The 13,844-nt window shown below is 70.5% G+C and carries 12 protein-coding genes, 1 pseudogene and 1 CRISPR repeat array; of the genes and pseudogenes, 5 read left to right on the top strand and 8 right to left on the bottom strand.

The genetic code is table 11. The features are described from left to right. Positions 1-327: 327 nt before the first annotated feature. From ACTWP5_RS02270 to ACTWP5_RS02280, 3 genes are all read right to left on the bottom strand, one after another. A complete protein-coding gene (locus tag ACTWP5_RS02270) occupies positions 328-1,080 on the bottom strand; it encodes a hypothetical protein (protein ID WP_443218961.1) in 753 nt (250 codons plus the stop codon). Further along, the gene (locus ACTWP5_RS02275; protein ID WP_443218962.1) at positions 1,077-1,460 is read right to left on the bottom strand and encodes a mCpol domain-containing protein; all 384 of its coding nucleotides are present in this window, start codon (positions 1,458-1,460) and stop codon (positions 1,077-1,079) included. The genes ACTWP5_RS02270 and ACTWP5_RS02275 overlap by 4 nt, the downstream gene beginning before the upstream one ends. A gap of 443 nt (positions 1,461-1,903) precedes the next feature. Further along, positions 1,904-2,400: direct repeats of the CRISPR family, unit length 30 nt; unit sequence GTTGCGAACCCTCCGAGGGTGGATGACGGC. Between the two features lie 836 nt (positions 2,401-3,236). Continuing rightward, positions 3,237-4,199, bottom strand: a complete 963-nt coding sequence (locus tag ACTWP5_RS02280) for a zinc-dependent alcohol dehydrogenase family protein (RefSeq protein WP_443218963.1) — start codon at positions 4,197-4,199, stop codon at positions 3,237-3,239. A 166-nt stretch (positions 4,200-4,365) separates the two neighbouring features. Between ACTWP5_RS02280 and ACTWP5_RS02285 the strand changes: the two genes are divergently transcribed. Further along, the gene (locus ACTWP5_RS02285) at positions 4,366-5,010 is read left to right on the top strand and encodes a TetR/AcrR family transcriptional regulator (protein ID WP_443218964.1); all 645 of its coding nucleotides are present in this window, start codon (positions 4,366-4,368) and stop codon (positions 5,008-5,010) included. Positions 5,011-5,256: 246 nt separating this feature from the next. On the opposite strand, the gene ACTWP5_RS02290 is transcribed toward ACTWP5_RS02285, so the two are convergent. After that, the gene (locus ACTWP5_RS02290; RefSeq protein WP_443218965.1) at positions 5,257-5,916 is read right to left on the bottom strand and encodes a DsbA family oxidoreductase; all 660 of its coding nucleotides are present in this window, start codon (positions 5,914-5,916) and stop codon (positions 5,257-5,259) included. Beyond that, entirely contained in the window at positions 5,913-6,089 is a 177-nt protein-coding gene (locus tag ACTWP5_RS02295) for a hypothetical protein (RefSeq protein WP_443218966.1), read from the bottom strand. The genes ACTWP5_RS02290 and ACTWP5_RS02295 overlap by 4 nt, the downstream gene beginning before the upstream one ends. Before the next feature lie 148 nt (positions 6,090-6,237). On the opposite strand from ACTWP5_RS02295, the gene ACTWP5_RS02300 reads away from it, so the two are divergent. Both ACTWP5_RS02300 and ACTWP5_RS02305 read left to right on the top strand, forming a co-directional pair. Then, entirely contained in the window at positions 6,238-6,867 is a 630-nt protein-coding gene (locus ACTWP5_RS02300) for a TetR/AcrR family transcriptional regulator (protein WP_443218967.1), read from the top strand. 490 nt (positions 6,868-7,357) lie between these two features. Further along, on the top strand, positions 7,358-8,146 hold the full coding sequence (locus ACTWP5_RS02305; RefSeq protein ID WP_443218968.1) for a class I SAM-dependent methyltransferase: 789 nt from the start codon (positions 7,358-7,360) through the stop codon (positions 8,144-8,146). A 184-nt stretch (positions 8,147-8,330) separates the two neighbouring features. Here the strand turns inward: ACTWP5_RS02305 and ACTWP5_RS02310 are convergent, their stop codons facing one another. Both ACTWP5_RS02310 and ACTWP5_RS02315 read right to left on the bottom strand, forming a co-directional pair. Continuing rightward, a complete protein-coding gene (locus ACTWP5_RS02310) occupies positions 8,331-9,203 on the bottom strand; it encodes an alpha/beta fold hydrolase (protein WP_443218969.1) in 873 nt (290 codons plus the stop codon). A 22-nt stretch (positions 9,204-9,225) separates the two neighbouring features. After that, a complete protein-coding gene (locus ACTWP5_RS02315; protein ID WP_443218970.1) occupies positions 9,226-9,789 on the bottom strand; it encodes a DJ-1/PfpI family protein in 564 nt (187 codons plus the stop codon). Between the two features lie 433 nt (positions 9,790-10,222). Here ACTWP5_RS02315 and ACTWP5_RS02320 point away from each other — a divergent pair, with 433 nt between their 5' ends. Both ACTWP5_RS02320 and ACTWP5_RS02325 read left to right on the top strand, forming a co-directional pair. Next, on the top strand, positions 10,223-10,918 hold the full coding sequence (locus ACTWP5_RS02320) for a response regulator transcription factor (protein ID WP_443218971.1): 696 nt from the start codon (positions 10,223-10,225) through the stop codon (positions 10,916-10,918). A 122-nt stretch (positions 10,919-11,040) separates the two neighbouring features. Beyond that, a pseudogene (locus ACTWP5_RS02325) lies at positions 11,041-12,078 on the top strand (sensor histidine kinase); the annotation flags it as partial. A gap of 255 nt (positions 12,079-12,333) precedes the next feature. Here ACTWP5_RS02325 and ACTWP5_RS02330 read toward each other — a convergent pair. Beyond that, entirely contained in the window at positions 12,334-13,833 is a 1,500-nt protein-coding gene (locus ACTWP5_RS02330; protein WP_443218972.1) for an aromatic amino acid ammonia-lyase, read from the bottom strand. Positions 13,834-13,844 lie beyond the last annotated feature (11 nt).

A 13,844-nucleotide genomic window follows, 5' to 3' on the forward strand; every position in this document is an offset into this window, starting at 1 on the left:
CCAGCAGGTGAGTCCTCTTCCGACACATCGGTACCACATCATCGTCCGCGAATAGGGAAACGTCTCCTGAACGTCGATCCATTAGCTCGCGGACCGCTGGAACGAGCAGGGAGGCGATCGCGGTCATGAGTGCGAGAACACGTGTGGCCATGAAGGCGACTCGCCACGGCCGCGTGCGGGATCGTCACTCATAGCCACACCTTCGCACGAATCGCCCTGATGCCAATTCCAGTACTCGCGAACTACTGCCCTCGACTACAGCCATTGGAGTTCAGCGGCGGCACAGAAAGCCTCGATCGGAAGTCGACAAATGACTAACAACTCTCATCAGCGAGACCTTCTCGCCGGCATAAACTGGAGTGCAGTACTCAAAATTCCAAACAGACTGGAAGTGATTCCAAGCACCGAAAGCCAGATACTTTCTGGATCCGTCAGCAGGTTGATAAAGAACCCCACGAGCGTGATCGCCGCCACGACGCCCGCAACCAACACGACACGACGCACTGGTACGAGTTGCCGCACACTGTTATGAACAGTCAGATCACGCGTCAACGAGGCATACCAGAAGTCATTTTGGCCAAGGGCATGATAGAGCGAAAGCTCGGGCCGCGCCCGATTTGGCCTGGCAAGGAGCTCAAAGGTGTTCGTCACCGTGCTCCTATGAGACAGACAGACCAGCAACACATGAGCCATCTGAGTCTTTGGTAGACCCGTTACGTCCACGAGCAAGGGGATCGGTTTGGATTCTGCTTCATATTTCTTAAGGAAGTCTCCCAACTGCTCCATCGTTATTGGCACCGCAAGGGAATCGTTCCTTCTCAGATGCCGGGCAATCGAGGCATATTTTTCCCTGACGTCGTGCGACAGGGCCAACTCCCGACCCTTATAAGTCCCATTCGCCAGATTGTCTAATTCCAGAAGAATAGAATCGACAAAATTCGTTCGCGGACTTTCGTTCACCACCCCAGTGAGGAATACAAATTTGAAGTTCGAGACCGACCTCTTGTCCTCTAGATATGACAACACGTTGATATATGGGCCGACATCATTCGAGTAGACGAAAACTAACGCCCAGCTCATCTCGACTCCATTGTCGCATCCAGCGGTATGATCATGTTCTTCCCAGAAGCCTTGGCTATCTTCAGTGCCAGATAGGCCTCCCGCAGCGATGGCCCGTATCCACCAGAGAACGTGAAGCCGGTACCCCGAGTCGCTTGCTCAACGCACGAGACAACATCACTTATCTGCTCGTATTCCAGCGCGATTAGAAGACTGTCTCCGCCTTTCAGGAGGAAGTCGATATTCGGATAGCGAGAGACCAGTTGAATCAAATTATCCGTCGCGCGAATAAACGAGCTCGTAAATTTTTCGAGACCGTCGATATCATCCGAGACAATATGAAATTCCAGCCGGCGGCCAATGTTGTCGCCATCGAGCGCCAAAAACCATCTCTCGGACATTCGACCCCCCATCACGTGTGCCGATACATAGCGTACCGGGCTGTCATCGACCTGTGTTCACCGCGATGTCAGAGCAAGAACACGCCCTCGCGCGGCGTCGCTGTCAACCTGTCCCGCTGTCGGCTCAGGTCACCGACCTACAACTCGCCCCCGGTCGAGTCGTCATGACCGATTCGTCCGAGATTCCGCGCCGAGCGGCCCCAAGGGGACGGCGATCCTGCAAGCCGACGGGACCGTCGTCCATCTGGGATGCAAACTCTCCAGGGTGGATGACGGCCATTGGTTAGGATCTCGGTTTTCACCCCGGGGACGTTGCGAACCCTCTTGGGGTGGATGACGGCCGCCGGGTTGCCGCCCTACCGCGTTCGAGGTTGACGGTTGCGAACCCTCCAGGGCGGATGACGGCACGTAGGCGTAGGCGCCGACCATCTCGCCCCGGTCGCGTTGCGAACCCTCCGAGGGTGGATGACGGCGTGTACGTCCGCCCCGTCGCCACCACCCCCGTGAGGTTGCGAACCCTCCGAGGGTGGATGACGGCGGGGCAACTCCTTGCCGGCGCTGATGTTCATGGTCAGGTTGCGAACCCTCCGAGGGCGGATGACGGCCAGTACCGCGAGTTCGTCAAGGGCCTCAAGGACGGCGGGTTGCGAACCCTCCGAGGGTGGATGACGGCAATGCACCTCCACGTCCTCTCCGAGAGCGACAGCGTGTTGCGAACCCTCCGAGGGTGGATGACGGCCGCATCCTCGGTTGGCAAAAGTCCAGGTCTTCAGAGAGTTGCGAACCCTCCGAGGGTGGATGACGGCGCTATACCGAGGTTCACCGGCCCCTCGCCTACGTCGGGTTGCGAACCCTCCGAGGGTGGATGACGGCCCGTGACGGAGTTGCGGGCGTGGTGCCCGGCGTGCCAGTTGCGAACCCTCCGAGGGTGGATGATGGCCCGATGGTAAAGCCGCTGGTCAGCATAGCTTTCTTCTGGCGCTCAGGCGAGGAAAGTGCAGCGATCCGGCGGTAGTGCATCAGTGCAGGTCACAGCGTTACGGACGGCGTGGGTTCGTTGATGGGCGATGTCCCTGGTCAGCCTATCGAGCGTCAGCCCAAGATGGGCAGAGCCTGGCTCTCGTGGCCGTCGCCGACAGCACGCTGTGGGGCAGTTGTGGGGCGGAAGCCGCCACAGGCGGCGCCTTGCCTGGTCAGCGGCGTTCGCGCGGGAGACTGTAAATCTGCCGGCTCAGCCTTCCCAGGTTCGAATCCTGGCGCCGCCACCCTAACGCGATAGGCCCCCTGACCAGCTTGAACGCTGCTCAGGGGGCCTTCGTTTGCCCCAAGCCCGAGGCTTCGAACAAGAATCGAAAAAAGACTATATCAACCTTTTTCTCTCCCACGTCGCACCCATGTAGATGACGACGGTGGCCACATCGGCGGCGAGGTGGGAGCCGCGGAGGGCCAGCCAGTAGACGGTCGAGGGGGACACCGGACCGCCGGTGCGGTGGTGTGGAGAGTCAGGCCGGGGTAGGCCCCTGGGCGAGATCCATGCCCAACAGGGACACGACGACTCCGGGCTCCCCCAGGTCGGCTGCTGTGGGCCTCGCCCGCGTTGGGCATCGTCACGCGCCCGCACGGCGGCGCACTCTGACGCCGGACGAGACAGCGGTAACCGGGCACGCCACGCACTCGCCCAGCGCCGGTGGTGGTGACCATCGGTGCCGGGCGTCAGCCACGACCTGAGCGGGTCCCACCTCGTCACCCGGGCCGCGAACGCCGTCCCTGGCCAGCTCAGGGCGCCAGCACAACCCTGCCGAACACCTCCCCTGCGTCCATCTCGCGGTGGGCCAGCACCGCCTGGTCCAGAGGCAACACCTCGTGCACCACCGTGCGCAGGCCCCCGTGTGCAGCATCGGCGAACTGGGACGACCGCACGGCCTGCCGGTCGGGGCCGGGCACGGTGTCGGAGCTGAAAGTGGCGAACGACAACGACCTGCGGAAGGCGTCCATCAACCGCATGCCGAAGTCCGCCGGCGGCTGCCCACCGACCACACCGACAGCCACATACCGCCCGTTGGGGTTCAACCTGTCCAGAAAAAGGGGAAGCTGGGGACCCCCCACGACATCGATCACCACGTCGAAGCCCGACGGCGCGTCCGGGCCGCCCTCGCCGGAGCGGTCAAGGACATGGGTCGCGCCCAGCTCTCGCAGGCGGGCGCCACGCTCCACCGACGACGTGGTGACCGTCACCGCGCTCGCGCCACCCCTGGCTGCGAGCTGGACCGCCGTGATACCGATGCTGCCCGCCGCACCGCGCACGAGCACCGTCCCGCCGGGCGTGAAACGGGCCCGGTCCAGGGCGAAGTGGGCGACCACGCCGGAGCCGCCGAGGGTCACCGCGTCGGCGTCGGTCAGGCCGTCGGGCAGCGCAAGGACGTCCTCGACCGCGGCGACGGCCTGCTCGGCATACCCACCGGACAGGCCGGTGAACGCCCACACCCGCCGCCCGATCCACGAGGCGTCCACACCCTCTCCCACCGCGGTGACCCTGCCCGCGACCTCGCTGCCGAGGAGATGGCCCTCCCGGAAGCCGTAGGCGGCGAGCGTTCCCCGGCGGATCAGGGCGTCCACGCCGCCCACCCCGATCGCCTCCGTGGCGATCCGCACCTGCCCCGGGGCAGGAACGGGCGCGGGCACATCGACGACCTCCAGGCCATCGGGGTCTCCGAACGTCCTGATCACCACGGCTTTCATCTCTGCTCCTCGGGTCGGTGGAGGGACGGATCGCAGCTGCAGCGGCCGTGGGCGTCGAGCCAGCCCTCACAGCCGGGGCATCACCGGCGAAGTGCCGGGACGGGGCCGCAGCACCGCCATCGGACCGTAACGGACGCCCCCGTCCGTTTGGCTAAAGTGAGAGACGATGACCACCCATGTGCCTCAGACGGTGCGCTCCGACGCCCGCGACAACCGGATCCGCATCCTGGACGCCGCCCGCGTGGTGTTCGGCGAGGAGGGACTGAGGGCACCCATGCGCGAGGTCGCCCGGCACGCAGGCGTCGGCCCCGCCACGCTGTATCGGCACTTCCCGACCAAGCAGACACTGATCGTGGAGACCTTCGCCGAGCAGCGGCGGGCCTGCCACGCCGCCGTCCGCGACGCCCTTGCGGACTCTGACCCGTGGCACGGATTCCGGAGCCTGATCGAGCGGATCTGCGAACTCCACGCGCACAGCCGGGGATTCGCCGACGCCTTCATGACGGCCTTCCCTGATGCCATGGACTTCGCCGCCGACCGGGAGCAGACTCTGCGCGCGGTCGGCGAGCTGGCTCGCCGTACCCTCGAGACCGGCCAGTTGCGCCCCGACTTCGTCGTCGACGACCTGGTTCTCATGCTCATGGCCCACCGGGGCCTCCAGGACACGCCACGTGCCGCCCGGGTCACGGCCTCCCGTCGCTTCGCCGCCTACGTGATCGACGCGTTCCGCGCCGCACCAGAAGCGGGAGCGCCGACGCCGCTGCCGCCGGCACCACGCCTGCAGCTCACGCACTCGCCCAGCACGCCGTAAGTCATCCGTCACCCGGAGGTTCGTCAATCCCCGCAGCCCGACTACCTTGTCGGGTTCCTGCCGCAGCCAGGTTGCAGAGGGCATGGGGCGGCCGCGGGGCCGAGGCTGTCACCCCTCCTCTGTGTTGGCGGCCCCGCCCCGCGCCTCGCAGGCATCGGCCAAGGTCACGTCGGAGCCTGCCCCTCACGGCAGGCGGGATGTCACCACGAAGGAGCCGGTGGCGGCGGTCTCGGCTGGGTCGCCGGGTCAGCGGTTCGCCGGGGTGGGGTTGGCGTGGGCGGTGCGTAGTGCGTGGAGGAAGGTGTCGGACGGCTGCGCGCCGGAGACGCCGTAGGCGCGGTTCAGGACGAAGAACGGCACGCCGGTGGCGCCGAAGCGGCGTCCCGCGTCGAAGTCCGCGCGCACCGCGTCCGCGTACGTGTCACCGTCCAGCATCCGCCGTGTCTCGTCCTCGGGGACGCCGACCTCGGCGCCGAGTCGCACCAGCGTGTCGGGGTCGTCGACGACCTCGGCCTCACACAGGTGGGCGCGGAGCAGCCTTTCGTGCATCGGCCCGCCCAGTCCGTGGGCGGCGGCGAGGTGGCTCAGTCGGTGCGCGTCGATCGTGTTGACCGCGACGGCCCGCGTCAGCTCGTACGTCAGGCCCTCCGCGGCGGCGAGGTCGGTGACCTTGCCGATCATCGCCCGCACCTCGGCCGGCGAGGCTCCCGTCTTCTCCGCCAGCGCCTCGAGGACAGGTCGGCGCTGCCCCTTGGGGTGGGAGGGGTCGAGCTGGAAGCTGTGCCAGTGCACCTCCACCTCGTCGGCGTGTTCGAACCGGCCGAGCGCCGACTCCAGGCGCCGCTTGCCGATGTAGCACCACGGGCAGACGATGTCGGACCAGATGTCGACGCGCAGCGTGCTCACAGGGCGCACACCCCGTCCGCGCAGACGGGCGCGTTGTCCGAGCCCAGGCTCGTGAGGGGCGCGGCCGGACCGGGGTCCGTCCCGGGACCGTCTCCGGCCACCGGGTCGGGGACGTCGGCAGCGGTCTCGGCGGGCGGCGCTGCCGTGACCTCGTGGAGAGGCGAATCGGACATGGTTGTTCCCATCGTCACGGGGGCGATATTTTGACCTCTGTGTCAAGTTAGACTTCGAGTCTAACACCCAACTTGACCCAGCGGTCATGTTCGCCGTCGTCGCGGGATGTGACCACGGCCGGACCCATCGGACCAGGAGGAACACCGGATGCGGGCCGACGCGCAACGCAACGCGGAGAAGCTGCGAGCAGCCGCCGCCGAGGTGTTCCGCGAGCGCGGCCTCCAGGCGCCCCTGAAGGAGATCGCCCGCCGCGCCGGCGTGAGCCACGGCACCCTGTACAACCTCTTCGGCACCCGCGAGGCGCTCATCGACGAGGTGGCGGTCGACCTGGCGGCCTCCCGCCTCGACGAGACCGCCGAGCAGGCCCTGGCCCGTGACGACGCCTGGGACGGATTCGCGTACTACGTCGAGAAGGTGTGCGAGCTGCAGGCCACCGAACCCGCGATCGGCGACGTGGTCACCGGCCGCTACCCCGGCGCCGCGCGACTCATGGCCCTCTGCGACCGCACCCTCGCCGCCGCCGCGCGCGTCATCGAGCGCGCCCAGCGCGCCGGCTCCCTCCGCACGGACTTCACCCGCGAGGATCTGCTCTTCCTCTTCAGCTCCAACGCCCTGCTCGCCCGCGCCGCCAGGCACACCGCGCCGGACGCCTGGCGCCGCGGCGTCGCCTTCCTGCTCGACGGCCTCCGCACCGAAGCCGCGCATCCCCTGCCCGTCGGCCCGCTGTCCCCGGAGCAGCACCGCCAGGTGCTGGGCAATCTCACCGGCACGCCGTAGCCAGGCCCACGCACGAACAGCGGCTGGGAGAGAAGCCGCACAGGACCCCGGACGGCGCCGGCCCGGCCGGAACGGTGCCCGAACCCGGCGGCGGTCGGGCCCTGGCCACGCACCTGCACCACCCCGCCCGGGCCGCCGCGGGACGAGCACGCCTCGCGCTCCGGCCGGTCGAAGACCGTGCGGAACGCCGCCCGTTCCCTTTCCTCCCAAGCGGGCGCGGGCCGGTCCCGGATTCCGCCGGCGCGCTCCCGGGCGGCTGAGGGTGGGGGGCAGCGTCTGCCAGGTGCGGCGGTTCGCCTGTGGGAACAAACCCGGCCCGGGGCCTCGTGCTCGCGGCATCGGCCTGTGCCCCGGGAGGTTCCCGCCGCACCGGCGTGCCCCGCGGACGGGGAGAGGACTCCGGGGTGGAGGAGATCGACCCGTACGACGACGCTGCGCGGCAGCCGGCCGCGGCAGGAACCGAACTGGTGCGGCACACGTCTCCCGCACCATGATCTCCAGCGAGCACCAGGAGCACGTGATGTCCGTCAGGCTGGCCTCGCCACCCGCGGCGGGTGTGGATCCGCCGAAGGTCAACGACTACGACAGCTTCGCCGAGGCGTACACGGCCGTGAACGAGACCAACCTGGTCAACGCCTACTACGAGCGTCCCGCGATGCTGGCCCTCGCCGGAGACGTGGCCGGGCGGCGGATCCTCGACGCCGGCTGCGGATCGGGGCTCCTGTTCGCCGCGCTGCGCGACCGTGGCGCCCTCGTGAGTGGCTTCGACTCGAGCGCCGGGATGCTGGAGCTGGCCCGGCGGCGGCTCGGCGACGGCGCGGACCTCCAGGTGACGGACCTCGGCGACCCGCTTCCCTACCCTGATGACACGTTCGACGACGTCGTCGCGTCCCTGGTGCTGCACTACCTGGAGGACTGGGGGCCCGCTCTGGCCGAGCTGCGACGCGTACTCAAGCCCGGCGGTCGGGTGATCGCTTCCGTCGACCATCCCTTCGCCGTCAACCTCATCCACCGCGAGGCCGGCCGCGAGGCCGAGTGCGACTACTTCGACACCACCCAGTGGACCGTGGAGTGGACCATAGGCGACCAGACCGCTCTGGTGAGCCGCTGGCACAGGCCGCTGCACGCGACGATCGAGGCGTTCACCCGGGCCGGTTTCCGGATCACGGTCATCAGCGAGCCGGATCCCGATCCCGCCGCGCGCGAGCTGTTTCCCGAGGCCATCGCGGCCATGCCGCGCTTCCTGTCCTTTCTGTTCTTCGTCCTGCAGGCCGAGTAACGACCAGAACGACCGTCCCTGCGGGGCGGTCCGCCGTCCTCGTCGTCGGCCGCCTCCCCTGTGGGCCAGGCGCCGGGCGGCGGAACAGCGGCGGTGGTGACGGCGATCTCGTGCTCGGCCGGCACGAAGCGGCCACCGCGTCGACCTCGCGCACCACGCTCGCGACGTCGTCTCGCGACGTCGTCTACGGCTTCCCCAGGAAGTCCGTCAGGAGCCGGTGCAGCTCCGTCGGCCGTTCGACCGGCGAGGCGTGCCCGCACGCCCCGAAGACGTGCGCCCTCACGTCGGGCAGCAGGTGGAGCAGCCGCAGGGCGCTGTCCTCCAGCGGCACGACGCGGTCCTCCGCGCCGTGTACCAGGAGCGTGGGCACCCGGATCCGCGCCAGCTCGTCGGGGGTCAGCGCGAGGTCACGGACCCATCGCTCACGCGGCGGCGGGAACATGGCGGCGAACGCCTGGCGCGGTCCCGGCTCGAGCGTCGCGGTCAGGCGCGCCTCGACGGCCTCGTCGGTGCGGAACGCCTCGTCGACGTGCAGCAGTTCGAGGAGCTCACGGGCCGCCGCGCGCCCGGGCCGGTACGACCAGAGCTGGTCCAGGCCCGGTGGCAGCGGCATGTCGAGCCCGAGGGTACCGATCCCGACCAGCCGGGTGACCGTCCGCGGCCGGGCATGGGCCACCGACAGGGCGATGGCGCCGCCCATGGAGTTGCCAACGACGGCGCAGCGGTCCAGCGCCAGCTCGTCCAGGAGCTCCAGGACCTGCGCCGTCCACACGCGACGGCCGTAGGGGTGCGTCCCGTCGGACTCCGCGCCCGGGAGCAGCCTGCTCCGACCGAAGCCGACGAAGTCGGGCGCGATGACGCGGAAGTCGGGCGCCATCGCGGCCATGAGCCGCTCCCAGGCCGCGCCCGTGGTGCCCGGTCCTGAGCCGTGCAGCAGGACGACGGCCGGGCCGGAACCCGCCTCGCGCACGAAGGTCTCCCGCCCGGCGCCCCGGACCGTCCGCTCCTCGATGTCGGGGAGCCTCGTCCTCGCGACGTCCGGGCGTGCACCACTCATCGGAAGGCTCACCCCACAGCGGTCAGGCGGAGGCGCTGGAGCGCTCCAGGACCGACACGAACGCCCGCGACCACTCCGGCAGATCCGGCCAGCCCCGGCAGGAGACCATGTTCCCGTCGACGACGTCGGGCGCGTCGACGACCGTCGCGCCGGCGTTCTCCATGTCACCGGCCAGGGGCCCGAACGCGGCGGTCCTGCGCCCCTTCAGGAGGCCGTAGACCGCCGGCACCTGCGGCCCGTGACACACCGTGCCCACGGGCAGGTCCTGGGCGAAGAAGTACTCCGTGATGCGACGGACGTCGGCGTCGAGGCGGATGTACTCAGGGGCACGACCACCGGGAATGACCAGGCCCGCGTACTCCGTCGGATCGACCTCCGAGAAGGCCAGGTCGACGGGAAGCCTGCGCCCGTTCTTCTCCGTGTAGGCGTCCGACTCCGGGTCGAAGTCGTGGATCACCAGCTGCACGTCCCGACGCGTCAACGCCGCGACGTCCACCTGGTATCCCGCCTCGCGCATGCGGAAGATCGGGTACATCGCGTCAAGCTCCTCGGCCGCGTCACCGACGAGCACGAGCACTTTCTTCATCGTTCCTCCGGTTCTCGGCAGCCTGATCGCGCGCACGTCCTGTCGCCTCGGGTGTGTCCTGGGAGGGAACGTACGGCAGCCCCTGGCTCACGGCAAGACAGAGAGGGAGCCACGACACCGGCCTGGAGCCGCGGTCGGTCCAAGCGTCCCAGACACCGATCCTCCGCGGAACGGGGCCGGTTCGAGCCGACGCGGTGTGGCCGACGAACCGTCGCGTCCTCGTTCGCCGTCAGCGGCCGAGCGGAAACGGCTCGTGGGGTGGTTGGGGGGTGTCGGCGGCGTCCGCAACGAAACGGTGCGGAAATCGCCACCGGATCAGCCACTGACGCCCCAGAGTTGTTTAGATTTACACTAATCGCGGCTCGCAAGACACCTCGAGCCCCGCTGGGCTCACGGACACCTCATATCGACCGCTGCGCGGGAGTGGAGAGTCATGAGTGTGCAGGGCGCGACGAGATCCCCACGGGTCGACCGTTTCCGGGTGCTGCTGGTCGAGGACGACGACGAGCTGGTGGAGTTACTCTCCTGCGCGCTGCGCGACGAGGGCTACGCCGTGGACGTGGCGCTGGACGGGCAGCGCGGACTGCACCTCGGGCTCACGCGCCGGTACGACGTGGTGATCATCGACCGCAGGCTTCCCGCCCTCGACGGCCTGGCCCTCCTGGTGCGGCTGCGGGCACGGGCCGTGCGGGCGCGGGCGTTGATGCTGACCGGGCTGGACAGCGTGCACGACCGGGTCGACGGCCTCGACGCCGGCGCGGACGACTACCTCGTGAAGCCGTTCGACCTGGACGAGCTGAGCGCGCGGCTACGCGCGTTGTGCCGGCGGGCGGTGGAGTTGACCGACGCGCTGCCCATCGGCGCCGGGCACCTGAACGTCGTGCAGCGGGAGGCCGTGCTGCCCAGCGGTGAGCACGTGCCGCTGTCGGCGCGGGAGTTCGCGCTGTTGCGGGTGCTGGCGACCCACGCGAGCACGGTGCACACGCGGGCGGCCCTGCGGCGCGCGGTGTTCCGTGACGCGTCCGCGGCGTCGATCGTCGACACCTACGTGTACTACCTGCGGGCCAAGCTCGGCCGCTCGGTGGTGCAGACCGTGCCGGGGCTCGGCTACCGGTTGGGGACGCTGTGAGCCGTTCGTGGGCCGAGGCGGAGCGGGCGGTGGTCTGGCGGGCGCGGCTGCGGGTCAGCGCCCTGGTGGCGCTGGCGATCACCGCCCTGGTCCTGGTCGTCGGCGGGATCGCGTACACGGTGATGACGCACGCGCAGAACGAGCAGGCGGAGCGCGAGCTGCGGTACAACGCCGCGAACGGGACGCCGGCCGCGCCCCCCGGGTGCACCTGGCTGTTCACCCTGGAGGGCGACCAGGTGGACGGCGGGGTGCTGGCGCCGCCCAGGGGGTTCCCGCTCCGCGGGGACCTGGCCGAGGTGCGGGCCTCGGGCGAGGAGCGGAAGCGCACCGTGCGGCGCGACGGCACGGAGTACCTGGTGCTCACCCTGCCGCGGGCGGACGGCAGCACGGTGCAGGCGGTGTTCGACGCGCGCTACCAGATCGCCGACCGGCGGCACCTCCTGGTGGCGCTGGCGGTGGCGGAGGTCGGCGGCCTGCTCGCCGCGATCGTGACGGGGCTGGTCGTCGGCGCGCGCACGGTCGCGCCGCTGGCGGAGGCGCTGGCGAGGCAGCGCCGGTTCGTCACCGACGCGAGCCACGAGCTGCGCTCGCCGCTCGCGCGGGCGCACACCCGCGTGCAGCTGCTGGCGCGCCGCGCCGCCTCGGCCGACCTTCCGGCCGAGCACCGGGACGGCCTGACGAGGCTCGCCGGCACGATTCGCGAGATCGGGGACGTGGTCGACGACCTCCTGCTGTCGGCGCGGCTGACGGAGGGGCCCAGGGGCCCCGGTGGCCGTGCGGTCGATCTGGCCGCCGTCGCGGAGACCGCGGTGGCGGCGGAGACGGAACGGGCGGACGAGTGCGGGGTCGCGCTGGCCGTGGAACGGCCCACGGGACCGCTGGTCGTCGCGGGCGTCGAGACCGCGTTGCGGCGGGTCGTCGACGAGCTGCTGGCGAACGCGGTGCGTCACACCCCCGCGGGCGGGCGGGTCACGGTGGGCCTCGAGGCGGGGGACGACGGGTGCGTCGAGCTGACCGTCACCGACACCGGCGAGGGGTTCGATCCCGCCGACGCGGAGCGGATCTTCGACCGGTTCCACCGGGGGCCCGGCGAGTCGGAGCGGCGATTCGGGCTGGGGCTGGCGCTGCTGCGGGAGATCGTGACGAGCCACGGGGGCACGGTCGCGGCGCGTGGCCGTCCGGGCCGGGGCGCCCGGTTCACGCTGCGGCTGCCCCTGGCCGAGCCCGGCGTCACGACGCACGGCCCCACGACGGGTGGCCCCACGACGGGTGGGGCCACGACGGGTGGCGCCACGACGGACGGCGCCACGACGGGCGGCACCGTCCCGTACGGCACGACCCCGCGCGGCGCCGTCACGTACGCGGCGCACACCGCGCGCGGGATCGCCGCGCACGGGAGCGGCGCGGGGATCGGGTCAGCACCGGGTGCCGGTGACGAGTTCGGCGGCGCGGCGGACGTCGGCGTCGAGAGGCCGGTCGGGGTCGACGGGCGGGATCGCCTCGGCCAGGGCGTCGAGCAGCTCCGCGCAGCCGGCCGCCGTGGGGCGGCGGCCCCCGACGTGGACGGCCTGGCGCAGGCCGAGCGCCAGTGAGCCGGTGAGCAGCCAGAGCAGTTCGGCGAGGTCGTAGGCGCGCAGCGCCGCCTGGGTGCCCAGGGGCACGACGTCCTGGTTGTGCAGGTTCGTCGGCAGGCTCTGGGTACTGGCGGGTACGGCGGCGCGCCGGATCTCGGCGACGAACGCGGTGGTGGCCAACTGCACGCCCTGGAGCCCGTGCTGGCTCCCGGGACCCGCGGCGAGCATGGGCGGCAGGCCGGTGTTGCGGGTCGGGTCGACGAGCAGGTCGAGCTGCCGCTCGGCGAGGTTGCCGAGCGTCGCCGTCACCATGGCGAGGACGTCGGCGGCGAACGCGGCGGGCTGGCCGAAGAAGTTGCCGCCGTGGGCGACCAGGTCGTCGTCGGGGAAGAACAGCGGGTTGTCGCTGACGCTCGCGAGGTCCGCGGCCACCACGCCGTCGACGTAGCACAGCGCGTCCTCGGCGGCGCCCAGCAGCTGCGGGGAACAGCGGATGCTGTACGGCTCCTGGAGGGGCCGCTCGCCGCTCGGCACGGCGCCGGCGATCGTGGCGCGCATGCGCTCGGCGACCGTGGCGGCGCCCGGGTGGGCGTAGGCGGCGATCAGCCGGGGGTCGAGGAACCCCGTGTCGCAGCCGAGGACGTCGGCCAGCAGGCAGGTCAGGTCCGACAGCGCGCGGTGGGCGGCGCGGACGCGGTCGAGCGCGAGCGCGGTGGCGGCGGTGGTGACGGAGGTGCCGTTGACCAGCGCCAGCGCGTCGCGGCCGTCGAGGACGAGCGGCGCGAGGCCGGCGCGGCGCAGCGCCTCGGCGGCGGGCAGCCGTTCGCCGTCGAGGTAGGCGTGGCCGCGGCCGCGCAGGGCCTGGGTGGCGTAGGCGAGGGGGATGAGGTCGCCGCTCGCGCCGACCGAGCCGTAGCGCGGCACCGCCGGGACGAGGGTGGTGGCGAGCATCGCGGCCAGCCCCTCCACGACGTGCCCCGAGACGCCGGAGAGTCCCTGGGCGAGGGACCGCGCGCGGACGAGCAGCGCGGCCCGTGTGAGGGCGCCGGGCAGGTCGGGGCCCTGCCCGGCGCCCAGGTGGGCGAGCGTGTTGTCGCACTGGTCGGCCTCGTCGGCGCGGCCGGCGTAGCCGACGAGCGCCCCGAAGCCGGTGGTGGCGCCGTACACGGGTCGCTCGTCGTCGGCGAGCACCGACCGCAGGTGTGCGCGGCCACGGTCCAGGCGCGCCCGCAGGGCGGGGTCGACGAGAACGGTCAGGGGTGCGGCGGCGCGCCGGAGGTCGTCCCCGCGCAGGGGAACGCCGAGGTCGACGGGCGCGGTGGTCGGGTGAGTCGTAGGCACGTTCCCGACGG

The organism is Streptomyces sp. 4N509B (assembly GCF_052245655.1).
Classification (GTDB): domain Bacteria; phylum Actinomycetota; class Actinomycetes; order Streptomycetales; family Streptomycetaceae; genus Streptomyces.